We start from the raw sequence: 23,124 nt of genomic DNA, 5'->3' as shown, positions 1-23,124 counted from the left end.
GGTGCGAGGAGACGGCCGATGCGCGGCAGGGCGGTGATCGGATGTCTGGCGCTGGGGGGCGTCGTCCTGCTGCTCTATCTCCTCTCCGACGTGATGCTGCCGTTCGTGGCCGGCCTCGGGCTGGCCTACCTGCTCGATCCGCTCGCCGACCGACTGGAGCGGCTCGGGCTCGGGCGGCTTTCCGCCTCCCTGCTGATCCTGGCGACGTTCGTGGTCGCCCTCGTGCTGGCCCTGCTCATCGTCGTGCCGCTGGCCGCCAATCAGGTCTCGGCGCTGGTGGGCACCCTCCCCGGCATGGTCTCGCGGCTGCAGGGGATTCTGGCCGAGAAGGCCGGCCCTCTGCTCCAGCGCGTCGGCGGGGCGGATGTGCTCGGCGAGCTGCAATCCTCCGTCGGCACCCTGGTGGGCCAGGGCGGCACCTGGTTCCTGTCGTTCCTCAAATCGCTGTGGTCGGGGAGCCAGGCCCTGGTCTCCATCGCCTCGCTGCTGGTGGTGACGCCGGTGGTGGCGTTCTACCTGCTGGTGGACTGGGACCGGATGATCGCCGCACTCGACGGCTGGGTGCCCCCGCGGCACCGTCCGGTGGTGCGGCGCCTCGGGCGCGAGATCAACCAGGCGGTCACCGGCTTCGTGCGCGGCCAGACGCTGGTCTGCCTCATCCTCGGCACGTTCTATGCGGTGGGGCTGTTCTGCGTCGGGCTGAATTTCGGGGTGCTGATCGGCCTCATCGCGGGCTTCCTCACCTTCATTCCCTATGTCGGCACGCTCACCGGATTCCTGCTCTCGGCCGGCGTGGCCCTGGCGCAGTTCTGGCCGGATTCCGACTGGCTGCATATCGGGCTCACCATCGGGGTGTTCGTGGTCGGCCAGTTCCTCGAGGGCAACATCATCTCGCCCAAGCTCGTGGGCGAATCGGTGGGCCTGCATCCGGTCTGGCTGATGTTCGCGCTCCTCGCCTTCGGCTCCCTGTTCGGCTTCCTCGGCTTGCTTCTCGCGGTGCCGGTGGCCGCCTCCCTCGGCGTGCTGGTGCGTTTCGCGCTCGGCCGCTACCTGCAGAGCCCGCTCTATCATGCCGATGGGCCGGTGCTGCTGCCGCACCGGGAGACCTGATGGCGACCCGCGACAACGCCCCCCCACGCCAGCTCACCTTCGACCTGCCGGCGGACCCGCGCTACGGCCGCGAGGACTTCCTGGTGGGGCCGGCCAACGCGGCGGCCTACGGCATGGTCGAAGCGTGGCCGAACTGGCCGGACACCGTGTGCCTTCTCACCGGCCCGCCCGGCAGCGGCAAGAGCCACCTCGCCTCGATCTGGGCGACGCGGGCCCATGCCTGGACCGCCCCGGCGGCCGAGATCGGGGCGGCGCAGGTGCCCCATCTCGTCTCCAACGGCGCCGTGGTGATCGAGGACATCGACCGAGGACAGGACCGCGACGAGGCCGCCCTGTTCCATCTGCTCAACCTCGCCCGCGAGCGGGCCTGCCCGGTGCTGCTCACCTCCTCGGTGGCGGTGGACACACTCGGGCTGGTGACGGCGGATCTGCGCTCGCGCCTGCGGCTGGCGCCGGGCGCCCAGATCCTCCCCCCCGACGACGCGCTCCTGCGCGCGGTCATCGTCAAGCTGTTCGTGGACCGCCAGCTCGTGGTCGACCTCGCCGTGGTCGAGGCTTTGGCCTTGCGCATCGACCGCTCGCTCGGCCGCGCCCGGCAGGTGGTGGCGGAACTCGACCGCGACGCCCTCGGCCGGGGCCGGCGCATCACCAAGCCGCTGGCGCTGGCGGTGCTGGCGCGGCTCGGACTCGGCAGCGGGGAGAGCGACGACGAGACCGACCCGGACGACGAGATGGACCCCGACGACGTAGCGCCGTGACAGTCGCCGTCCGGCGATTGTCATCAAACTGTCAAAAACCGCGGCCTTCCCCGTGCTAGGAAGCCGCCCCCCAGATTGAGGAGAGCGACACTTGGCGGATCACGCGTCGGATCACGGGCCGAACAGGGACTCGGCGGATGGGGGTACAGCCGCATCGGAGACCGGGCCCGAGGCGACCGGCGTGAAAGCGACCGACGTCAAGGCGGCCAGCGTGAAGGCTGCGCTTTCCAAAACTGCCCCTCCAAAGACTGTCCCTCCAAAAACTGCCCGGCCCCGGGCCGCGCGCTCCGCGCCGAGACGCGCCCCCGCCGCTGCGGCCAGAGCGGCCGCGCCCGCCGTGGCGCCGGGCCCCCTCGCCGTAAAAGCAGGACCGGACGTCGACCTGCCGGATGTACGCTTGCCTGACGTCGACCTGCCGCTCGCGGACGGGCCACTGATGGAGCTGCCGACGCCGCCCAAGCCCGTAGCGGACGCCGCCGCGTCGGAGCTTCCGACCGCCGAGGCGGATGCCCGCGATTTGGTGCTGGAGGCCGGCCAGGCCCTGCGCCACTCGCCCGAGCGCTTCGTCAACCGCGAATTGTCGTGGCTGCAGTTCAACCGCCGGGTGCTGGAGGAGGCCTCCAACCCGAACCACCCGCTGCTGGAGCAGCTGCGCTTTCTCTCGATCTCGGCCAACAACCTCGACGAGTTCTTCATGGTGCGGGTCGCCGGCCTGCACGATCAGGTCCGCGCCGGCTTGGTCCTGCCCTCGCAGGACGGCCTGACCCCGTCCGAGCAGCTCGCCCGCATCGGCACCAGCGTCTCGCGCCTGGCGCTGGACCAGCAGCAGCGCTGGCGCGAATTGCGGGCCGAGTTGCACGGCGTCGGCATCGAACTCACCGAGCCGGCCTCCCTGAGCCCCGAGCACAAGGCCTGGCTCGAGGAGTACTTCCTCAGCCACGTCTTCCCGGTGCTGACGCCGCTCGCCATCGATCCGGCGCATCCGTTCCCGTTCATCCCGAATCTCGGCTCCACCATCGCCCTGATGCTGATGCGCCCGCGCGACGGCCGAGTGCTGCGCGCCCTGATCCGCCTGCCGTCGGTGGTCGATCGCTTCGTGCGCCTTCCCGATGCCGACACCGAGTCCACCGCCCGCTTCATCGCCATCGAGCAGGTGATCGTGATGTTCACCGGGCGGCTGTTCCCGGGCTACTCCCTGCGCGGACATGGGGCGTTCCGGGTGATCCGGGATTCCGATCTCGAAATCGAGGAGGAGGCCGAGGACCTCGTCCTGCATTTCGAGACGGCGCTCAAGCAACGCCGGCGCGGCATCGTCATCCGCCTCGAAGTCGAGTCGGGCATGTCGGAGGATCTGCGCGCCTTCGTCGCCGACGAGCTCGAGATCGGCCTCGACGCGGTGTTCCTGGTGGAGGGGATGCTGGCCCTCAACGAGCTTTCGCAGATCGTCGGGATCGACCGCCCCGAGCTCAAGTTCAAGTCGTACAACCCGCGCTTCCCCGAGCGCATCCGCGAGAGCGGCGGCGACGTGTTCGCGGCGATCCGGCAGAAGGACTTCATCGTCCATCACCCTTACGAATCCTTCGATTCGGTGGTGCAGTTCCTGGCCCAGGCCGCCCGCGACCCCAACGTGGTGGCGATCAAGCAGACGCTCTACCGCACCTCGTCGAACTCGCCGATCGTGGCGGCCCTCGCCGAGGCGGCCGAACTCGGCAAGTCGGTGACCGCGCTGGTCGAACTCAAGGCCCGCTTCGACGAGGAGGCCAACATCCGCTGGGCGCGCGACCTGGAGAAGGCCGGCGCCCAGGTGGTGTTCGGCTTCATCGAGCTGAAGACCCACGCCAAGCTGTCGATGGTGGTGCGGCGCGAGGGCGACAAGCTCGTGACCTACTGCCACGTCGGCACCGGCAATTATCATCCGATCACCGCGCGCATCTACACCGACCTGTCGTTCTTCACCGCCGACCCGGTGGTGGCCCGCGACGTCAGCCGGATCTTCAACTACATCACCGGCTACGCCGAGCCCGCCGGGCTGGAGCGCATGGCGGTCTCGCCGCTGACCCTGAAGCCGCGCCTGCTCGAGAACATCGAGCAGGAGATCGCCCACGCCAAGGCCGGGCGCCCGGCGGCGATCTGGATCAAATGCAACTCGCTGGTCGACCAGCAGATCATCGACGCGCTCTACGACGCGAGCACGGCCGGCGTGCAGATCGACTGCGTGGTGCGCGGCATCTGCTGCCTCAGGCCCGGCATTCCCGGCCTGTCGGAGACGATCCGGGTCAAGTCCATCGTCGGGCGCTTCCTCGAGCACGGCCGCATCTACGCCTTCGGCAACGGCGTCGGGCTGCCCCACCCCAAGGCCACCGTCTACATCGCCTCGGCCGACCTGATGAGCCGCAATCTCGACCGCCGGGTGGAAGCCATGCTGCCGATCACCACCGCGACGGTGCACCAGCAGGTGCTCGACCAGATCATGCTCGCCAACCTCCTCGACAACCGCCAGAGCTGGCGTGTACTGGCGTCTGGCGCGAGCGAGCGGGTCCAGCCGGCCGAGGGCGAGGAACCGTTCAATGCCCATAAGTACTTCATGACGAATCCGAGCCTGTCCGGGCGCGGCAAGTCGTCGAAGAAGTCGAGTCCGCGCGCGCTGAGCCGTCGGGCCCAGCGCCCCTGATAGACCGAGTCAAGGAGCCTGCATGGGCCTCCCCCGCGCCGCCTTCGCGTCCGACCATCCGGACGCGGCGCCAGACCGCAGATCGGCCGGGCTCGGCGCGCCCGTGGCGATCATCGATATCGGCTCGAACTCGGTGCGCCTCGTCGCCTACGACGCGCTGAGCCGGGCGCCGACGTCGCTCTACAACGAGAAGGTGCTGTGCGGCCTCGGCCGCAACGTCCTCACCACGGGTCGTCTCAACGACGAGGCGGTGCGCCGGGCGCTGACCGCCCTCGCCCGCTTCCGGGTGCTGTGCGAGACCATGCAGATCGCACGCGTGTTCGTGCTGGCCACCGCCGCCGCGCGCGACGCGGAGAACGGCCCCGAATTCCTCGCCGCGGCCGAGACCGCCTGCGGCCACCGGATCGAGCTCCTGTCGGGCCGGCGCGAGGCCGAATTGTCGGCGCTCGGCGTCATTTCGGGGTTCCACGCGCCGGACGGCGTGGTCGGCGACCTCGGCGGCGGCTCCCTCGAACTCGTCGATGTCCGCGGCGCCACCGTCGGCACCGGCGTGACCATGCCGCTCGGCGGCCTCGCCCTGCAGGACCTGTCGGGCGGTTCGCTCAAGAAGGCGCTCAAGATCGCCCGCGAAAACCTGAAGAAGGCCGCACCCCAGCTCGATACCCTGCGCGGGCGCAGCTTCTACGCGGTGGGGGGCACCTGGCGGGCGCTGGCGCGCCTGCATCAGGCCGCCCGCGGCTACCCGCTCCACGTGATGCACGGCTACAGCGTCGAGCCCTCGGACGAGCTGAGCTTCCTCGAAGTGGTGGAGCGCACCGACGCCGCCCTGCTGCAGGACGTGGAGAGCGTCTCGGAGGCGCGCCGGCCACTCCTCGCCTACGGCGCGGTGGTGCTGGAAGAGATCATCCGGGTCGGGCGCCCGCGCGAGCTCGCGATCTCGGCCAGCGGCGTGCGCGAGGGCCTGCTCTACGAGCAGCTCGACCGCGACGCCCGGCTCGCCGACCCGCTTCTGGCGGCGGCGGGCGAACTCAACACCCTGCGCGCCCGCTCGCCGGGCCACGCGCAGGACCTCATCGCCTGGACCGACCACTTCATCGCGAGCCTGGACGCCCCCGAGACCGCGGACGAGCGGCGCCTGCGCCATGCGGGCTGTCTGCTCTCCGACATCGGCTGGCGGGCGCATCCCGATTATCGCGGCGAGCAGAGCGTCAACGTCATCACCCATGCGGCCTTCGTCGGGATCGACCATCCGGGCCGGGCCTATCTCGCCCTGGCGATCGCGTTTCGCCATGCCGGCGTCGCCCCCGAGAAGGCGAGCCCGATGCTGCGCGGCCTCGCCGGCCCCCGCCTGTTCGACCGCGCCCGCCTGCTCGGCGGCCTACTGCGCCTCGCCTTCCCGCTCTCGGCCGGCATGGCGGGCGCGCTCGGCAGCCTGCCGGTGGTGGTGCAGGACGGCCGGGTGACGCTGACCCTGCCGCCGGAAGCGGAATCGCTGCCCGGCGACCGTATCCTCAACCGGCTCCGGGGGCTCGCCCGGGTCATCGGGCTCGACGGACGCATCGTGACGGGGTGAGCGCGCCTCGCCCCGCCGGATCGGGTGAGGCGGCCGTCGCGCCGGTTCGTTAACGGGCTCGGGGTACGGTGATGGCGTCCACAGCGTTTTCGTGAGTATCCGTCGCGTGCGTATCCTGCGTTCCCTCGCCATCGGCAGCGTCTTCGGCTCGAGCCTCCTGGCAATCGGCTTCGTCTGCGTCGATCGCCTGACCCATCCGGTGCCGGCGCCGATCCCCGCCATGGCGCGGGCCGCTCCCTACGATCCCACCGCCACCGGCACCCTCGCGCCGCTGGTCGATCCGGCCCGCGCCGCGGTCGCCTCCGCCAAGCCCGCCCCGCTGAAGCCCGAGGCGGCCAAGCCCAAGGCCACCGACGGCTTCGACACCGAGCGCCTCAACGCCCTCATGCGCGGCGACCCCACCGTCACCCTCGCCCGCGCGCGGTAACGGGGGGAGGAAATCGGACGCTTGGCAGCCTTTGGTCGCGTCCGATTTTTACACGATTTCACAGTTCGTAAACGCTGATGTTTGAACACAGAAAATCTCATTCATCCTGCCGTCATTCTGACAGCAATGAGCTCGTCTTGAACAAAGCATTACCTCAGTAAATAGCTTCACGATGTCGAAACAACTCGTCGAAGATTTCAGTTAGCTCACAATTGCGCCCCTCATCCAAGGGCTTACTAATTGCAACAATGTCTTCTCTGGTCTTGATCAGGCTGATAGCTAATAACGCTCGCTGTGGCTTCTGCCCATGCTCCGCGCCCACGGGATAGTAGTCTTCGATTGCACCACGGGACAATACACAGATGCCTACGGACCGGAGACCGTCCAAGAGTGGCACAAGATATTTTCTTGCTGTTTCATCTTCGTGACATACTTTTATCCGCGCTATGTCATCCTCCCATGTAAAAAGTCCGTCAAAAATCTTGATGCCCTCAGCATCTATTTTACCTTTCTGCTGGAAATCGCGAAGTATATTTTTTGCTTTATTATATTTTTCTTTAAAACTCGCACTATGAATTTTATCTTTTATCTTACGTGCGCTAGGCTCGGCAATAACACCAAGTTCCTTTACGCGGGCATCAATGCTCGCGATTGCCTTCGCTCTAACATCGTTGAGTTCTTTAGGTGCGCCAAGATGTTGGTAGCCTTCAAACAATGCGTCGAGATCGGCAACAATCTTAACTGGCAAACCAAACGCTTCGAAAAATCGACGAAATTTCGCGAAATTTCCTTTGCCGGACACTCTTACTAATGAAATAGACTTGCTATCAAAACACCAATCTTCATTCAACACTGTGCAGTGTGTTTGCAGTAAAAATCGTCTGACTCACCTTCAAATAGAACGATACCACGGCTAAAGAAAGCAGCATCTGTATTTTCAAATTTCGTAAGACGAAACACTTCAGTATTATCTTGATCAAGATTTAAGCTAATAGGATACAGTCGGCCTACCGGTTTCGGTAAAGTTGCTTCTTTCGATACCCTTATGAAGCTAGCAGTTACGCCAGGTTCAAAGAAAAGAGGAGAGTGAGTTGTAACTACGACCTGATTGCTAGCGCTTATTTTCGCAAGAGTATTAAATAGAACTCGTTGAGAACGAGGGTGCAGATAAAGTTCTGGCTCCTCGAAAAGAAATATTAACGGGCGACGGGATGCAACGATTTCATGAATTTCTAACTGCGTCGTTGCCTGTTGATCTCGGTTCTGAACATAAGTCTGCAGCAGCGCAAAAGTTAGAGATCGCTTGATACCGTCTCCCTTATTATCGATAAGGTCTCTCGATCCATCGTCAACGTATATTTGTGCGGCGCTCAATATAGTTTTAAGCTCTGGTGGTGGCACATTGAGTTCTAATTTGATGGAAGGAAAATTATCCTGTAAAAATCCTTCAATGGTCTCTTCGAGCTTTTTTACGTTGTCATGACGTCCATCGACAGTCTCGCCTCCAACATCTACACGATTCAAAAGGCGATTAAGCGAAGCAAGTGACTCTTGGATGTTCGCAAGTTCGGAGCCAAGCCCTTCTAGCAAAAGGCCCATCAACCGCCCGAAGGGCGTAGATTGCGTTGTCTTTAAGTCGTCAATAAGATTCTTTACTGCCGGAATATATATAGCTTCGGGCAGAAGATTAGTTATCGAAGGTCCAATTCCTGTCGGAAGTGGACTTTCTATCAAAACATGCTGATCATCAGGCAAGGCCAAGATGCTCGCTTTGAGAAATTCCTTTGCAACGGTGATTGTGGCATTCTCAGGTAGCCTATCCGCAAACTCTGGATAGTTTTCTCGCACTGACAATGTAATAGCAGGCCCTCGTTTTCCTTGCAATGCTTCTGCAATTGACGGCTCGCGCAACCGTTCTTCTCGTGCTGTTCTACGAAGAGCTAGCGTCTCGCATTTTTCGTTAGGAGGGAATTTTACAATTAGTTGAAGCTGGCCACTAAATACGATATCTTGAATTTTTTCTCTTTGTTCAGGGGATAGCCTAAGTAAATCATGGTTTTCAATTTCTGTAAATGTAAGCTTAAATTGGACGTTTTCAGCCTGATCATAATATAAAGCTAGTGGTAATGTTCCAGACCGACCAAGCGCCCAAACTACACCTTGTAGTACAGATGATTTGCCCGAGTTATTTTCCCCAACGAGGCAATCAAAGCTATCGAATCTTACTTCTACCGCCTTTAGACCTTTAAAATTTGAGATATAAACTCGTTCGAGCTTCACAGCTTTCCGCTCCTTGATCCGCCGGCTTATTAGCGGGGAAGGTAGCTTGGCGTTTGCGGCACATGCAACTTTAATTTGTTTTCCCGCTTTCGGAGGTGTCCGATCGGCGTTCTGACAAACCAATGATAATGCGCAGGCGCTGGCTGCTTAATCGCGCCGCTTTTTTGCGCTTGTACGAGGCGGTTGCGACCGAATTTACGAGGAAGCACATGCGACGTGGATGCAAAATCCCACTGCCTATTACGCAGTCGGTTTCGAGACCAATGTCGCTAAACGACATGATCTCAAAGCGTACGACCTGAGAGCAACGCGTTAGATTTTTGGCCAGATCTCGCTAAACGTGGAGCGTTCGCATTCTCAGCCCCGTCCTCAAATTTTGACCAAAAAAATTTACCCATCTCAAACGTCCAAGCTCGGGTATCCTCCGACGGATTTCGACTATCAGAGCCGCTTCCGCGATCCCTGGAGCCACGCAGACGGCTCTTTCTCCTAGCGCGAGTGCTTTGTCGTCATGCGAGCCGGCGCCCCCCCCTGCGCCGGAAAACACCTCAAAAGTGCGGTTGCACGCTTGGCGGAGCCCCCCGGTGCGGTAAAGCGCCTGCGAGAGAAGCGGCGCGGAGCGACGCAGTGGGTCTGATCTACGCGCTCGGCGCCTATCTGAGCTGGGGCCTCGTGGTCCCGGTGCATTTCCGGCTGCTCGACGGCGTGCCGGCCTCCAGCATCCTCGCCCATCGCATCGTCTGGTCGGCCGTGCTCGTGGCCGGGTTGCTGGCGCTCCTGCGGAGGCGTCTGCGCAATCCGTTCCCGCTGCGGCCCCGCCACGGGCTCCTGGTGCTCTCGGCCGGGCTCATCGGCGTCAACTGGCTGCTCTACCTGCGCGCAATTCAAACCGGCCACATGCTCGACGCCAGTCTCGGCTACTTCATCAATCCGCTGATGAGCGTCTGCCTCGGCGCCGTAGTCCTCGGCGAGCGGATGCGGGCCGTCCAGGTGGCGGCGGTGGGCATCGCGGCGCTCGCGGTGCTGCTCGCCGTCGTATTCGCCGGCGCGCTGCCATGGGTGTCGCTGAGTCTCGCCGCCTCGTTCTCGCTCTACGGGCTGGTGCGCAAGATGGTGGGGGTCGACGCCATGATCGGATTCGCCGCCGAGACCCTGGTGCTGCTCCCCGTGGCCCTCGGCTACCTCCTGCTCGTGGCGCCCCCGGTGGTGCAGGGCGATGCCGCCCGCGCCGGCCTGCTCCTGCTCACCGGCATCACCACCGCCCTGCCGCTGATCTGGTACGCGGCCGCCGCCCAGCGCCTGACCCTGGCGACCCTCGGGCTGATGCAATACCTCGCACCGACCTGCCTGCTGGCCCTGAGCGTGCTCGTCTACGGCGAGCGGCTGGAGCCGCACCGGGCGCTGCTCTTCGGCCTGATCTGGGTGGCCCTGGCGGTCTACGCGGCGGATGCGTTCCGGGCCGCACGGCGGGCACGCGCCTCCGCCTGAGAAACTCGGGAAACCTGGGACGACTGGCCCCCGGCACCCGCCCATGCGACCCTTTCCGCCAGGAGGCCACCGCATGAGCGCCAACCGCATCACCGACATTCCCGGCATCCGTGTCGGCCATGCCCAGGACCTGCGGCTGGGCAGCGGCGTCACCGCGCTGATCTTCGACGACCCCGTGGTGGCCGCCGTCGACGTCCGCGGCGGCGGGCCCGGCACCCGCGAGACCGACCTCCTCGATCCCGAGCGCACCGTGGAGCGCATCGATGCCCTTTTCCTGTCCGGCGGATCGGCCTTCGGCCTCGATGCGGGGGCGGGCGTGATGGCGGCCCTCGCCGAGGCCGGGCGCGGCTACGCGGTGGGACCGGCCCGCGTACCGATCGTCCCCGGCGCCGTGCTGTTCGATCTCCTCAACGGCGGCAACAAGGCGTGGGGCCGGTTTTCGCCCTATCGCGATCTCGGTTATGCGGCGGCCTGCGCGGCGGCGGCCGATTTCGCCCTCGGATCGGTGGGCGCGGCGACGGGGGCCACCACCGCCAACCTCAAGGGCGGCCTCGGCTCGGCCTCGGCCCGGGTCGAAGGGATCATGGCCAGCATCGGCGCACTGGCCGCCGTCAACGCCTTCGGCCGGGTCACCGTGGGCGACGGGCCCTGTTTCTGGGCCGGCCCCTACGAGATCGATGCGGAATTCGGCGGGCTCGGCTTCCCGGGCCGGATCCCCGAGGATGCGTTCGACTGGCCGCGCAAAGGACTGGCTGGCGCCAACACCACCCTGGCGGTGGTCGCCACCGATGCGCGTCTCACCAAGGCGCAGGCGCGCCGCCTCGCGGTGATGGCCCAGGACGGCCTGGCGCGGGCGATCCACCCGGTCCACACCCCGCTCGACGGCGACGTGGTCTTTGCGATCGCCACCGGCCGGGTGCCCCTCGCCGATCCGGTCTTCGACCTCGCCCGCCTCGGCGATGCCGCCGCCCGGACCCTGGCGCGCGCCGTGGCGATCGGGGTCCATGCCGCGACATCCTTGCCGGGCCTCGACCGGATGCCACCGACCTGGGGGGAGTGCTTCGGAGAGTGGTGCTGAGCCGTCCTGGCGAAAAGCGGCCTCGCCTTTCGCAGCGAACCGACGCGTCGGCGATCCCTCAGCCGGCCTCGGCCTGTCCGTCCTCGATGAGCTGCGCCAGCCCGGCATCGACCTCGGCCCCGAGCATCGCCCGCTCGGCCGTGGTCAGGTCGGCGGCCCAGCCGCGGCTGCCGAACCCCTCGGCGCATTTGGCCCGCTCGGCGGCGATGTAGGCCTCGGTCTCGGCCGGCTGCGTCCGCATGGCGTGGGCGAAGCCGAACCAGGCCGCGCGCTCCACCACCGCGAGGCGGGCGCGCAGGCGGATCATCACGGCGCGTTCGGGATCGACGTCGTCCATCGGCGGGCTCGGCAATCTATCGGCTGGAGGATCAGCGCCGCGGCTCGCAGCGCGTCTTCAGGTAGGTGTCCTTGTCGTTGCCGTGGCCGGCATTGGCCGCCAGCACCGGCCCCTGCATCAGGCATTCCTGCAGGGTATGGGCCGGCCCGGTGATCACGTCGAGGGCCGTTTCCCGCGAGCAGTCCGGGGCCTGGACCGTGGAGGCGCAGATGAGGGCGACGACGAGGACTGGGTTCATCGCCATCCACCTAGACCGCGCCGCGGACACGGCAAGGGTCGGACCGACTGATCCTGCAAGTGTGTCACACCGCGAGAAGCCGATTCAGCACGATAGTGCCATTTCACGCCTCACCCGAGCGGCGAAAGGCCCGAAATCCCGAATGATCCCTTTCTGTTTCTATTTTGTCCGCATCGCGAGGGAGGTTCGGAGTACGGTTCAGTGGTAGGCTCATAATCCTGCTTTTTTAATCCTAGGATTTTATATCTATATTCATGCTGGCGTTGCTGCGGCATCGAAACAGAAGGAGAACAGACTGGGACAAGCTTGTGGATGCTCCCGGCGCGACGCGGCCCGGTGGCGCTTCCGGCGTGTTAAGGGTGTCGTGCGAGAGCCAGGGGCGCCGGGACGGTCCCGGGCGCGGGAAGCGGAGCGGGCATGAGCGTCGCCATCGAGATGGGCCTGAGCATGGGGCCGGGGGAAGAGCCGGCCCGGCTCGACCTCGAGGAACTGCTGGCCACCCGTCTCCTGGTCCAGGGCAATTCCGGCTCGGGCAAGTCGCACCTCCTGCGGCGCCTGCTCGAACAGAGCGCCGGGTCGGTGCAGCAGGTGGTGATCGACCCCGAGGGCGATTTCGTCACCCTGGCGGAGGCCTTCGGCCACGTGGTGGTGGACGGCGCGCACGGGGAGGCCGACCTCCAGGCCATCGCCGCGCGGGTGCGGGCGCACCGGGTCTCGGTGGTGCTCACCCTGGAGAGCCTCGACATGGAGGCGCAGATGCGCGCCGCCGCCGCCTTCCTCGGCGGGCTGTTCGAGGCCGAGCGGACCCATTGGCACCCGGCGCTGATCGTCGTCGACGAGGCGCAGATCTTCGCGCCGGCGGCGGCCGGCGACGTCTCCGACGAAGCGCGCAAAGCCTCGCTCGGAGCGATGACCAACCTGATGTGCCGCGGGCGCAAGCGCGGGCTCGCCGGCATCATCGCCACGCAGCGCCTCGCCAAGCTCGCCAAGAACGTCGCGGCCGAGGCCACCAACTTCCTGATGGGCCGCACCTTCCTCGACATCGACATGGCCCGTGCCGCCGATCTGCTCGGCCTCGACCGGCGCGGCGCCGAGCGGTTTCGCGACCTGTCGCGGGGCGAGTTCGTGGCTCTCGGCCCGGCTTTGAGCCGCCGGCCGCTCGCCCTGCGCATCGGCCCGGTCTCGACCTCGGCGCGCTCGGGCTCGCCCAAGCTGGTGCCGCTGCCCGCCCCGGCGGATGCGGATCTGCGCGCCCTCATCCTCACACGGTCGGCGGAGGAGGGCGGGGCGTCCTGGGCCGCCGCCCCCCGCACGCCGCCGGTGCCGCGCGCCACCCCGGCCGACCTCATGCGCGAATTGAGCGCCTACCGCCCCGAGCCGGTGGAGGCCCCCGAACCGATGAGCGAGGCCGAGATCCGCGCCGGGCTCGATACGGTCCTGCGCGGCATCGCCGCCGATCCGGATGCCGCCGGACAGCCGGTGGCGGTGGTCTATCAGGACTTTCTGGTCCGGTGCCGCATGCGCGGCCTCGACGGCGAGACCCTCACGCTCGCCAGCTTCCGGCGCCGCCTCGGTGTCGCCCGCGCGGGTCTCGACGGGGCCGATCCGATTCCGGCCGAGGCCGACGGGCGCTGGGACGCGGCCCAGAGCGCCGCCGCCGCACTCCCGGACGAGGTCCAGGGCCTGTTCCTGATGCTGGCCAAGGCCGCGCTCGCCGGCGAGCCCTGCCCCGGCGACGAGGCCCTGGCCCGCGCCATCGGCAGCCGCTCCCCCGGCCGCGCCCGGCGCCTGCTCGCCTATGTGGAGACCCGCGGCACCATCGTCTGCCGCACGGATTATCGCGGCAACCGCGTCATCGCCCTGCCGGTGCTCCAGTGCGAGACCGCCCCCGGCGACCCGAAGGCTCCGCTCCCGGGCGCCTCCCCCGCCGAGGCCCCGGAGATGCCGGGGCTGTTCGCGGCGGAATAGGTGACCGGCCCGGTCCCGCCGATCGAGGGGGTCAACCCAGTACCCGCGCCAAAAACGCCTGCGTCCGCGGGTGGCGGGGACTGTCGAAGAACGCGTCCGGCGGGGCGATCTCGACGATCTGGCCCTCGTCCATGAACACCACCCGGTCGGCGACCCGGCGGGCGAACCCCATCTCGTGGGTGACGCAGACCAGGGTGGTGCCGGTCTCGGCCAGGGCCGTCATGGCGTCGAGCACCTCCTGCACCATCTCGGGGTCGAGGGCCGAGGTCGGCTCGTCGAACAGCAGGACGGCGGGGTCCATGCACAACGCACGGGCGATGGCCGCCCGCTGCTGCTGCCCGCCGGAGAGCGTCTCGGGCCGGGCCCGGGCGTGCTCGGCGATCCGGACCCGGTCGAGTTCCGCCATCGCCCGCGCCTCGGCGGCGCGCCGGGACAGCCCGTTCGCGTGCATCGGCGCCAGGGTGCAGTTCTCCAGAACCGTGAGGTGAGAGAACAGGTTGAAGCTCTGGAACACCATGCCGACGCCGCGCCGCACCGCACGGAGGGTGGCCGGATCGTCGGTGAGGGCGTGCCCGTTCACCCGGATGCGGCCGCCCTGGTGCGGCTCGAGTCCGTTGATGCAGCGGATCAGCGTCGACTTGCCCGAGCCCGACGGACCGCAGATCACCACGGTCTCGGATTGGGCGACCACGAGATCGATCCCGCGCAGGACGTGGGTGGTGCCGAACCACTTGTTGACGCCGGTCAGGGCGAGGGCGGGTTCGGTCATCGCCGGTCCCCGGCCGCGAGGCGACGCGCGATGAAGCCGGCATAGCGCGCCATGGAGAAGCACACCGCCAGATAGAACAGGGCCGCGAAGGCATAGGCCGTGGCGGGGATGGCGGGGGCCGACCAGCGCGGGTCGGCCCGGGCCGCCTCCAGGACGCGCACGAAATCGGCGATGCCGACGATGGCCACCAGGGTGGTGTCCTTGAACAGGCCGATCAGCGTGTTGACGATGCCCGGCACCACCACCTTCAGCGCCTGGGGCAGCACCACGCAGCGCATCGCCTGGGCGCGGGTCATGCCGAGCGCCAGAGCCGCCTGCCCCTGCCCGGCCGGAATCGCCTGCAGGCCGCCGCGCACCACTTCGGCCATGTAGGCCGAAGCGAACAGGGCGATGCCGATGAGCGGGCGCAGCAGACGGTCGACGGTGACGTCGCCCGGCAGGAACAGCGGCAGCATCACGTTGGCCATGAACAGAACGGTGATCAGCGGGACGCCGCGCCAGAACTCGATGAAGCCGATACAGGCGAAGCGCAGCACCGGCAGATCCGAGCGCCGCCCGAGCGCCAGCAGAATCCCGAGGGGCAGGGACGCGACGATCCCCACCGCCGACACCACCAGGGTGACGAGGATGCCGCCCCACAGGGCGGTGGCGACGGAGGCCAGACCGAGGGCGGGCGCCCCCGACAGCAACAGCCAGGACGCGACGGGCAGGATCGCGAACACGAACCACGCCCCGAGATCGCGCCGGGGCGCGCCGAGCCACAGCATCCAGGCCGCCCCGAGGGCGAGGAGCCCGAAGAACAGGTTCGGGCGCCAACGCTCGGCGGCCGGATAGGAGCCATAGGCGAGGTAGTTGATCTTTTCGCCGATGAAGGCCCAGCAGGCCCCCACCGGCCGGCCGATCACCTCCGGCCGGCAGGCATCGCCGGAGGTCCCGGTCCAGACCGCGTCGAGGACGAGGAAGCGGGCGAGCGCCGGACCGATCCAGGCCAGCGCACCGAGGATCAGCAGCGTCGTCACGACGTTGCCGGGCCCCGCAAACAGGTTGTTTCGCATCCAGGCGAGGGGGCCGCCGGCGCGGCGCGGGGGCGGGGCCGGCGGGATGATGTGGTCGCGCACGAACCTCATCGCACGAACCTCATCGCGCCGGCCCCACGACGCGGGCATTGTAGCGGTTCATCGCGAACGCGGTGACCAGGCTGATCGTCAGGTAGACCGCCATGGTCAGGGCCACCACCTCCACCGCCTGGTTGGTCTGGTTGAGCACCGTGCCCATGAAGACATGGACGAGGTCGGGATAGCCGATCAGCACCGCCAGCGACGAGTTCTTGGTGATGTTGAGATACTGGCTGGTGAGCGGCGGCACGATCACCCGCAGGGCCTGGGGCAGGATCACGAGGCGCAGGGCCTGGCCCCGGCTGAGCGCCAGGGCGGCCGCCGCCTCCCCCTGCCCGCGCGCGACGCTGTCGAGGCCGGCGCGCACGATCTCGGCGATGAAGGCGGCGGAATAGACCGAGAGACCGATCAGCAGGGCGGCGAATTCCGGCAGGATGGCGAGCCCGCCCTCGATATCGTAGGGGCCGCGGGCCGGCCACGCGATCGCCACCGGATGACCGGCCAGCGCCAGCCCGATCCCGACGAGGGGCCCCGAGCCGACCACCAGCACGATCCCCGGCACCAGGACCGGCAGCGGCCGCCGCCCGGCCTCCACCGCCCGGCGGCGCAGGCGCACGAGGACGAGCGTCGCGAGGATGCCGACACCCACCGCCCCCGGCACGAGCCAGCCCCACCCCGACAGGTCCGGGCGCGGCAGGAACAGCCCGCGCTGGCTGAGAAAGGCGCCCGAGCCAAGATGGGCCGGGTCGGCGGGTCCCGGCAGGGCCTTGCGCACGGCCACGTACCAGACCAGCAATTGCAGCAGCAGCGGCACATTGCGGATGGTCTCGACATAGGTTGCCGCCAGGGTGCGGGCGAGAACGTTCGGCGCGCGCCGGGCGATGCCGAGGGTGAACCCGATCAGGGTCGCCAGCCCGATCGCCAGCGCGGAGACCAGCAGGGTGTTGAGGAGCCCGACCCAGAACGCGTCGAGATAGGTCGCGGTAGCCGCCGCATAGGGGATCAGGTGCTGGCCGATATCGAACCCGGCCCCGCGCCCGAGGAAGCCGAACCCGGCCACGATCCCCTGTTTGGCGAGCTTCTGCGCGGCGTTGGCGGCGGCCGCGTAGACGAGGGCCGCAACGACGAGGACGAGGAGGGCCTGAAGCGCCCAGGCGCGCCAGCGCAGCGGCGTCCGGGATTCAACCATGGGCGGCCCCCGAAACCACGGATCGCCCGTCGTCCCCGTGACAAGCGAAGGCGCCAGCCGACACGACGGCGCGGGGGTGCCTCCGGACGAGGCTCCTGCGGACAGGCCGCCTCACCGGATCGGCGGCCCGTATTGCAAGCCGCCCTGGGTCCAGAGCGCGTTGAGCCCGCGCGGGATCTTGAGCGGCGTCCCCTCCCCAAGGTTGCGTGCGAAGGCGTCGCCGTAATTGCCGACGTGGCGGACGATCCGGTCGGCCCAGTCGACGGTCAGTCCCAGGCCCTCGCCGTAGCGGCCCTCGAGGCCGAGGATGCGGCGCACGTCCGGGCTCAGGCCCTCCTTGCGCAGCGCCACGACGTTGGCCTGCGTGATCCCGGCCTCTTCGGCATCGATCATCGCGTAATGGGTCCAGGCGACGAGGTCGCGCCACTGGTCGTCGCCCTGGCGCACGCCGGGGGCGAACGGCTCCTTGGAGATCGCTTCGTCGAGGATGACGTGGTCGTCGGGCCGCGCCGTCTTCAGGCGCTCGCCGTAGAGGGAGGATTTGTCCGTGGAATACGCGTCGCAGCGGCCGGATTCATAGGCGCCGAGCGCCTGCTCGCTGTTGGCGAAGGTGACGACCCGGTAGCTCAGCCCGCGGGTGCGGAACCAGTCGGCGAGGTTGAGCTCCGTGGTGGTGCCCTGTTGCAGACAGACCGTCGCCCGGTCGAGCTGCTTCACGGAGGTGATGCCCAAGGCCTTCCGGACCAGAAAGCCCTGCCCGTCGTAGAAGGTGATCACCGGGAAGTTCATCGCGGCGGTGTCGCGCGACAGGGTCCAGGTGGTGTTGCGGGCCAGCACGTCGATCTCGCCCGATTGCAGGGCGGTGAAGCGCGCGGCCGAGGATTGCGGGATGAACCGCACCCGCTCGGGATCGTCGAAGATCGCCGCGGCCAGCGCTCGGCAGAAATCCACGTCGAGCCCGCGCCAGCGCCCCTGCCCGTCCGGCATGCTGAAGCCGGCGACCCCGCCACTGACCCCGCAGACGAGATGCCCGCGCGCCTTGACCTGGGCCAGCGTGCCCTCGGCGCGCGCCTGAGGCGCGGCGAGGGTGAGGACCGTCAGGACGGCAGCGCCGAGAAGCGGGGCGAAGGGTATGCGCATGTGCGCATTGCAGGGGATCGGACGCGCCGGTCAAGCTGGAGACGGTTGCGCGAGAACGGGTCGACTCCATCACCCCGTCATTCCGGGGCGCCGCAGGCGAGCCCGGACTGACCGGGTGAGTTGACGCGCGCCCACCCACCGGGCTGTGGTCTCGCCACGCTCACCCACCCTCCCCCCGGGACCGATGTCGAACACACCTCCCCGCGATCCCGCCCGCTTCGGCGCCAGCACCCGCCTCGTCCATGCCGGGCGCGATCCCTCGGCGCAGCACGGCTTCGTCAACACGCCGATCTATCGCGGCTCGACGGTGCTGTTCCCGACCTACGACGACCTCAAGCACCGGCGCGGCCGCTACGATTACGGCACCAGCGGCACCCCGACGACGGATTCGCTGACCCAGGCCTGGAGCGAACTCTCGGGGGCCGCCGGCACCGTGCTCACCCCCTCGGGACTCGCGGCGCTCACCGTGGCGCTGATGGCGACGGTCTCGGCGGGCGACCACCTGCTGGTCACCGATTCCGCCTACCGCCCCACCCGCATCTTTTGCGATGGGGTGCTGAAGCGGTTCGGCGTGACGGTCGAGTACTACGATCCCCTGGTGGGCGCCGGCATCGCCGCGCTGATGCGCGACACCACCAAGGCGGTGCTGGTGGAAGCACCCGGCTCGCAGAGCTTCGAGATGCAGGACGTGCCGGCCATCGCCGAGATCGTCCACGCCCGGGGCGCGGCGGTGATCATGGACAACACCTGGGCGACGCCGCTGCTGTTCCCGCCCCATGCACGCGGCGTCGACATCGCGGTGGAGGCCGGCACCAAATACCTCAGCGGCGGCTCGGACCTGCTCCTCGGGCTCACCTCGGCCAACGCCCAATACTGGCCGGCCCTGCACCGAACCTTCGAACACTTCGCCATGTGTCCCGGCCCGGAGGACGTCTTTCTGGGCCTCCGGGGATTGCGGACCATGGCCCTGCGCCTGCGCGAGCACGGCACCCAGGCACTCGCCATGGCGCAATGGCTCCAGGCCCGGCCGGAGGTGGCCCGCGTGCTCTACCCGGCGCTCCCCGACGACCCCGGCCACGCCCTCTGGAAGCGCGACTTTTCGGGCGCCTCGGGCCTGTTCGGGGTGATCCTGAAGCCCGCTTCCGAAAAAGCGCTGGCGGCGATGCTCGACGGCCTCGAACTCTTCGGGATGGGCTTTTCCTGGGGCGGCTTCGAGAGCCTCGTCATCCCGTTCGACTGCGCGCCCTACCGCACCGCCACGCGCTGGAATCCGGAGGGGCCGGGCCTGCGCTTCCATATCGGGCTGGAGGATCTGGCGGACCTGCAGGCGGATCTCGACGCCGGGTTTTCGCGATTGCGCGCGGTGGGGTGAGCCGACGCGTCCGCTCCCGTCTGCGGGAGCGGGTTTCCTAGGGCGCCAGCCAGCGCCCCGCCCATTGCCCGTCGACCAGGCTCCACCCGGCCCTGCGGTGCCCGCGCCGGTCGAGGAACAGGAAGTCGAGGGCCGTCGCCGTCACCACCGTCGCGCAGAAATGCGGGCGGCCGAGCGCCACCTCCGCCTCGTCCGGCAGCGCGTAGGCATCCCCCGTCGGCAGCGCCGTCCCGGGGGCGGGCGTCACCCCGTAGCAGATCCGGCTCATCGGGCGCGATCCGGTCCAGGCCGCCTCCGCCAGGGCATCGTCGGTGTGGAGCCGGGCGGACCCCGTCACCCGGATCTGGATCTTCAGGGCGGAATCGTAGCCGTGCAGGGCCGCCCGGCCCGAGGCGGCGATGGCGGCGGCCTTCTCCGAGCGGCGGTCGCAGTGGAAGCGCAGGGTGCCGGTGACGGGGTCGGCTTCGCGCAGGACCACCGTGCGCACCTGCGGCTGCCCGGACGCATCGACGGTGGCGAGGGCCGGCATGTGGAAGGCGTTGCGGCGCAGGACCGGCGCCTCCGCCAGCAGGCGCCAGAGTTCGGCGAGACTGGCGTCGAGATCGTCGTAGAAGGCCGGCAGCGGAGTCATGGGCACACGGTCATGAGCGCGGCGCGCGGCGCTCGCGCAGGATCAGGGCGACGTTGCGCAGGTAGATGCCGGTGGAGAGCGCCTGCCCGAAGATGATGACCGGTTCGCGCCGCACCAGGCCGTAGACCAGGGTCATCAGCCCGCCGCCGATGGACAGGAACCAGAACGACAGCGGCATCACGCTCTTGCCAGCCCGCTCGGAGGCCAGCCATTGCAGGATGAAGCGGGCGCCGAACACCGCCTGCGCCAGGATGCCGAACACCAGCCACCCGTCGAAGCGGGTGACGAACACGTCGTAGACGTAGCCGCGCAGGTCCGCGGCGAGCTGGATGATCATGCGCCCACCTCGGTCGCCTCCGGCGCGGGCCGCTTGCGGCGGATCAGCCACCACACGCCGGCGAGATCGAGGAGCCCGACCCAGAGCCGGTCGAACAGCCCGTAATTCGAGTGCCCGGTGAAACGCGGCCGGTCGACCACGTCGCGATGGACCACGCCGTAGCCCTCGCGGGCGACCAGGGCCGGCATGAACCGGTGCAGCGCGTCGAAATACGGCAGCGCCAGGTACATCTCGCGGCGAAACACCTTGAGGCCGCAGCCGGTGTCGCGGGTGGAATCCTTGAGGATGGCGCCGCGCACGCGATTGGCGATGCGCGACTGCCAGGTCTTCAGCCGGCCGTCCTTGCGCCCAACCCGCTGGCCTTGCGCGAGGCCGGTGCGGGGGCCGCCCGCCTCCAGGGCCGCGAACAAGGCGGGCAGGAAGGCCGGGTCGTTCTGGCCGTCGCCGTCGAGGGTCGCCACCACGGGGCCGCGCGCGATCCCGACGCCGCTGCGCACCGCCGCCGATTGGCCGCCGCTGCGGGCGTGGCGCAGGATCCGCAGCCAGGGCCGGCCGGTGCGGGCCGCCGCCAGGGCGGCGGCGGTGCCGTCGGTGGAGCCGTCGTCGACATAGATCACCTCGAACGGGCCGAGGGGGGCGCAGGCGGCGCCGATCTCGGCGACGAGGCTCGCGATGTTGCCGGCCTCGTTCTTCACCGGCACCACCACGGAGAGGCGCGGAATTGGGGTCTGCTCGTTCAAGGGATCACCGCATAGGCCGAGAGGTCGACCCGCCGGCCGCCGTTGATGTTGAAGCCGGACACCTGCCCGACCGGCCGGGCATTCAACCCGGATTGCGCCAAAGCCGCGGCGAAATCGGGGGCGGCGCGCGATTCCACGAAGGCGAGGCGGCAGCCGCCGGCGCCGAGGAACGCCACGGTTTCGGCCCCGGTGCCGGGGGTGGCGAGATCGGTGCCGATCAGGAAAACCAGGCTCGGCTCACGATAGCCGAGGCTCGCCACCATCGGGGCGGCGCAGGGCAGGCCGTCGCGGATCGCGGCCAGACGCGGCGAGACCTTGAGGGCGGCGAGCGCCGGTTGGGTCAGTCCGAGCACCGCCGGCGCGAGCAGAGAAGCGGCGACGATGCCGAGCAGCATCGCCCGCTCGACGGCGCCACGGCCGAAGGCGACGAAGGCCAGGACCGCCAGCGCGCAGGCGGCGAGGAGCAGCGGCAGGCCGGCCCACGGCACCACCCGGTCGAAGCTCCAGGCGAATCCGACGAGGCCCAGCGTCAACGCCATCGGAACCAGCGGCACCAGAGCGACGGTGATGCGGGCGCGCAGCGGCGGTACCGGAGGACGGCCCGGCTTCCCCTCCTGGCCTGCGAAAAATCCGTGCTGCAGCGCCAGGATGGTGAGGATCGCCACCGCCGGCATCAGCGGCAGCACGTAATGCGGCAGCTTGGTCGGCACCGCCTCGAACAAAGCCCAGGCGGGGACGATCCAGGCGAGCAGGAACGCCACCGCATCGGTGCCGCGCTGCCTCCAGGCGAACGGAACGCTCAAGGCCGCGAAGGCGGCGCCGGGCCAGAACGTGGCGAAGAACACCAGCAGGTAGGTGCCGGGCGGGGCCCAGTGCTTCTCGGCGCCGCCGCCGACCTTGCCCAGCATGTCGTGGCCCACCGCCTCGCCGTAGAAGGCGCCGCCGCTCTTCCAGGCGATGGCCGCGAACCACGGCGCCACGATGAGAAGAGTGAAGGCGGCGCCGAGGCCGGGGCGCAGCGCCAGGAGCCAGCCGCCGGAGCGGGCGCGGACCGAGAGCACGAGGGCGGCCAATCCGCAGAACAGCGGCACCATCGGCCCCTTGACCAGGATGCCGATCGCCATGCCGAGCCAGAACGCGATGAGCGTCGCGGTGTCGAGGGGCGCCCGCCCGCGCCCGAGCCAGGCGCGGGCGAGTCCGCCGAAGCTCGCCACCGTGCAGGCACAGAGCAGCGCGTCGGTCTTGGCCAGATGTGCCTCGGCCACCAGCATCAGGCAGGAGGAGAACAGGGCGGCGGCCAGGAGCGCGCCGCGCCGGGGCAGGAAGGCCAGGGCCGCCCAATAGGCCAGCAGGCCGGCGGCCACCGCGCCGATCAGCGACGGGATGCGGTAGAGCCCGATGGTGGTGCGGGCGTGGGGAACACCCAACGCCTCGCCGGCGGCGACCGTGGCCGCCTGCGCCCAGTAGATCCCCACCGGCTTCTTGTGGCGGGCCTCGCCCTGGAAGCGGATGTCGACGTAGTCGCCGGTCTCCCGCATCTGCTTCGAGGCCTGGGCGAAGCGCGGCTCGTCGCGGTCCATCGGCTGGAGCGAGGCCAGCCCGGGCAGGAAACAGACGAGGCAGAGCGCGAGCAGCAGCGCGCAGGCGCGGGCATGGCTCGCGGAGGCCACCGCCAACACGGATTCGAGGAATCCGCCCGCATCGCCACGGGCCGGACGCGGCGCGACCTGGCGCGCGGTCATGCGAAGGCGACTTGCCACAAGATGGAATGGGACGAAGAGGACGAGAAGGCGGTCATGCGCGGCTCCGGACCGGCAGCCGGCCTCGTGCTTCGGTCGATCCCCCGACGGCCGGCGGTGTCGATGATGCGGCCCGGAATGTCAAATTCGCGACGTCGTATGCG

21 protein-coding genes are annotated in these 23,124 nt (G+C 68.3%); 9 read left to right on the top strand and 12 right to left on the bottom strand.

Annotated features, from left to right (window positions below):
• Positions 1-18: 18 nt before the first annotated feature.
• From G3T14_RS04020 to G3T14_RS04000, 5 genes are all read left to right on the top strand, one after another.
• A complete protein-coding gene (locus G3T14_RS04020) occupies positions 19-1,110 on the top strand; it encodes an AI-2E family transporter (protein WP_163640285.1) in 1,092 nt (363 codons plus the stop codon).
• Positions 1,110-1,868 carry a hypothetical protein gene (locus tag G3T14_RS04015; protein WP_163640284.1) on the top strand — a complete coding sequence of 253 codons (759 nt, stop codon included), beginning with the start codon at positions 1,110-1,112 and terminating at the stop codon, positions 1,866-1,868. Before G3T14_RS04020 ends, G3T14_RS04015 begins: the two co-directional genes overlap by 1 nt.
• Positions 1,869-2,304: 436 nt before the next feature.
• Complete coding sequence (locus tag G3T14_RS04010; protein ID WP_246732909.1) at positions 2,305-4,539, top strand: RNA degradosome polyphosphate kinase; 2,235 nt, start codon at positions 2,305-2,307, stop codon at positions 4,537-4,539.
• A 22-nt stretch (positions 4,540-4,561) separates the two neighbouring features.
• Positions 4,562-6,112 (top strand): exopolyphosphatase, encoded by a 1,551-nt coding sequence (ppx, locus tag G3T14_RS04005; RefSeq protein WP_163640283.1) that lies wholly within the window; start codon positions 4,562-4,564, stop codon positions 6,110-6,112.
• Positions 6,113-6,218: 106 nt separating this feature from the next.
• A complete protein-coding gene (locus G3T14_RS04000; RefSeq protein WP_163640282.1) occupies positions 6,219-6,539 on the top strand; it encodes a hypothetical protein in 321 nt (106 codons plus the stop codon).
• A 154-nt stretch (positions 6,540-6,693) separates the two neighbouring features.
• Here G3T14_RS04000 and G3T14_RS24615 read toward each other — a convergent pair whose 3' ends face one another.
• Both G3T14_RS24615 and G3T14_RS03995 read right to left on the bottom strand, forming a co-directional pair.
• Positions 6,694-7,392, bottom strand: coding sequence for a TOPRIM nucleotidyl transferase/hydrolase domain-containing protein (locus G3T14_RS24615; RefSeq protein WP_204262617.1), 699 nt, complete (start codon positions 7,390-7,392; stop codon positions 6,694-6,696).
• Positions 7,386-8,819: an AAA family ATPase gene (locus tag G3T14_RS03995; RefSeq protein ID WP_204262616.1), complete on the bottom strand. Its 1,434-nt coding sequence runs from the start codon at positions 8,817-8,819 to the stop codon at positions 7,386-7,388. The genes G3T14_RS24615 and G3T14_RS03995 overlap by 7 nt, the downstream gene beginning before the upstream one ends.
• Positions 8,820-9,446: 627 nt before the next feature.
• Between G3T14_RS03995 and rarD the strand changes: the two genes are divergently transcribed.
• Positions 9,447-10,307, top strand: a complete 861-nt coding sequence (rarD, locus tag G3T14_RS03990; RefSeq protein ID WP_163640281.1) for an EamA family transporter RarD — start codon at positions 9,447-9,449, stop codon at positions 10,305-10,307.
• 73 nt (positions 10,308-10,380) lie between these two features.
• Positions 10,381-11,385, top strand: a complete 1,005-nt coding sequence (locus G3T14_RS03985) for a P1 family peptidase (RefSeq protein ID WP_163640279.1) — start codon at positions 10,381-10,383, stop codon at positions 11,383-11,385.
• Positions 11,386-11,443: 58 nt separating this feature from the next.
• On the opposite strand, the gene G3T14_RS03980 is transcribed toward G3T14_RS03985, so the two are convergent.
• Positions 11,444-11,722, bottom strand: a complete 279-nt coding sequence (locus G3T14_RS03980) for a hypothetical protein (RefSeq protein ID WP_163640277.1) — start codon at positions 11,720-11,722, stop codon at positions 11,444-11,446.
• Between the two features lie 31 nt (positions 11,723-11,753).
• Positions 11,754-11,960 carry a hypothetical protein gene (locus G3T14_RS03975; RefSeq protein ID WP_163640275.1) on the bottom strand — a complete coding sequence of 69 codons (207 nt, stop codon included), beginning with the start codon at positions 11,958-11,960 and terminating at the stop codon, positions 11,754-11,756.
• A 417-nt stretch (positions 11,961-12,377) separates the two neighbouring features.
• Here G3T14_RS03975 and G3T14_RS03970 point away from each other — a divergent pair, with 417 nt between their 5' ends.
• Entirely contained in the window at positions 12,378-13,928 is a 1,551-nt protein-coding gene (locus G3T14_RS03970) for an ATP-binding protein (RefSeq protein ID WP_163640273.1), read from the top strand.
• A gap of 31 nt (positions 13,929-13,959) precedes the next feature.
• On the opposite strand, the gene G3T14_RS03965 is transcribed toward G3T14_RS03970, so the two are convergent.
• From G3T14_RS03965 to G3T14_RS03950, 4 genes are all read right to left on the bottom strand, one after another.
• On the bottom strand, positions 13,960-14,697 hold the full coding sequence (locus tag G3T14_RS03965) for an amino acid ABC transporter ATP-binding protein (protein WP_163640271.1): 738 nt from the start codon (positions 14,695-14,697) through the stop codon (positions 13,960-13,962).
• Positions 14,694-15,824 (bottom strand): amino acid ABC transporter permease, encoded by a 1,131-nt coding sequence (locus G3T14_RS03960; RefSeq protein WP_163640269.1) that lies wholly within the window; start codon positions 15,822-15,824, stop codon positions 14,694-14,696. The genes G3T14_RS03965 and G3T14_RS03960 overlap by 4 nt, the downstream gene beginning before the upstream one ends.
• Positions 15,825-15,834: 10 nt before the next feature.
• A complete protein-coding gene (locus G3T14_RS03955; RefSeq protein ID WP_163640267.1) occupies positions 15,835-17,001 on the bottom strand; it encodes an ABC transporter permease subunit in 1,167 nt (388 codons plus the stop codon).
• A 111-nt stretch (positions 17,002-17,112) separates the two neighbouring features.
• The gene (locus tag G3T14_RS03950) at positions 17,113-18,141 is read right to left on the bottom strand and encodes an amino acid ABC transporter substrate-binding protein (protein ID WP_163640265.1); all 1,029 of its coding nucleotides are present in this window, start codon (positions 18,139-18,141) and stop codon (positions 17,113-17,115) included.
• A gap of 184 nt (positions 18,142-18,325) precedes the next feature.
• Here G3T14_RS03950 and metC point away from each other — a divergent pair, with 184 nt between their 5' ends.
• Positions 18,326-19,513, top strand: coding sequence for a cystathionine beta-lyase (metC, locus tag G3T14_RS03945; protein ID WP_163640263.1), 1,188 nt, complete (start codon positions 18,326-18,328; stop codon positions 19,511-19,513).
• A gap of 37 nt (positions 19,514-19,550) precedes the next feature.
• Here metC and G3T14_RS03940 read toward each other — a convergent pair whose 3' ends face one another.
• From G3T14_RS03940 to G3T14_RS03925, 4 genes are read right to left on the bottom strand one after another with little or no spacing between them, the layout of a single operon-like run.
• The gene (locus G3T14_RS03940) at positions 19,551-20,144 is read right to left on the bottom strand and encodes a pyridoxamine 5'-phosphate oxidase family protein (protein ID WP_163640261.1); all 594 of its coding nucleotides are present in this window, start codon (positions 20,142-20,144) and stop codon (positions 19,551-19,553) included.
• Positions 20,145-20,154: 10 nt separating this feature from the next.
• Positions 20,155-20,481 (bottom strand): lipid-A-disaccharide synthase N-terminal domain-containing protein, encoded by a 327-nt coding sequence (locus tag G3T14_RS03935; RefSeq protein ID WP_163640260.1) that lies wholly within the window; start codon positions 20,479-20,481, stop codon positions 20,155-20,157.
• Entirely contained in the window at positions 20,478-21,221 is a 744-nt protein-coding gene (locus G3T14_RS03930; protein ID WP_163640258.1) for a glycosyltransferase family 2 protein, read from the bottom strand. The genes G3T14_RS03935 and G3T14_RS03930 overlap by 4 nt, the downstream gene beginning before the upstream one ends.
• Entirely contained in the window at positions 21,218-22,963 is a 1,746-nt protein-coding gene (locus G3T14_RS03925; RefSeq protein ID WP_163640256.1) for a glycosyltransferase family 39 protein, read from the bottom strand. The genes G3T14_RS03930 and G3T14_RS03925 overlap by 4 nt, the downstream gene beginning before the upstream one ends.
• Between the last annotated feature and the right edge of the window lie 161 nt (positions 22,964-23,124).

The sequence above is a fragment of the Methylobacterium sp. BTF04 genome, assembly GCF_010692745.1.
Classification (GTDB): Bacteria; Pseudomonadota; Alphaproteobacteria; order Rhizobiales; family Beijerinckiaceae; genus Methylobacterium.
Note: the sequence above shows the minus strand (reverse complement) of the source record. Positions and strands in the feature narration are given on the sequence as shown.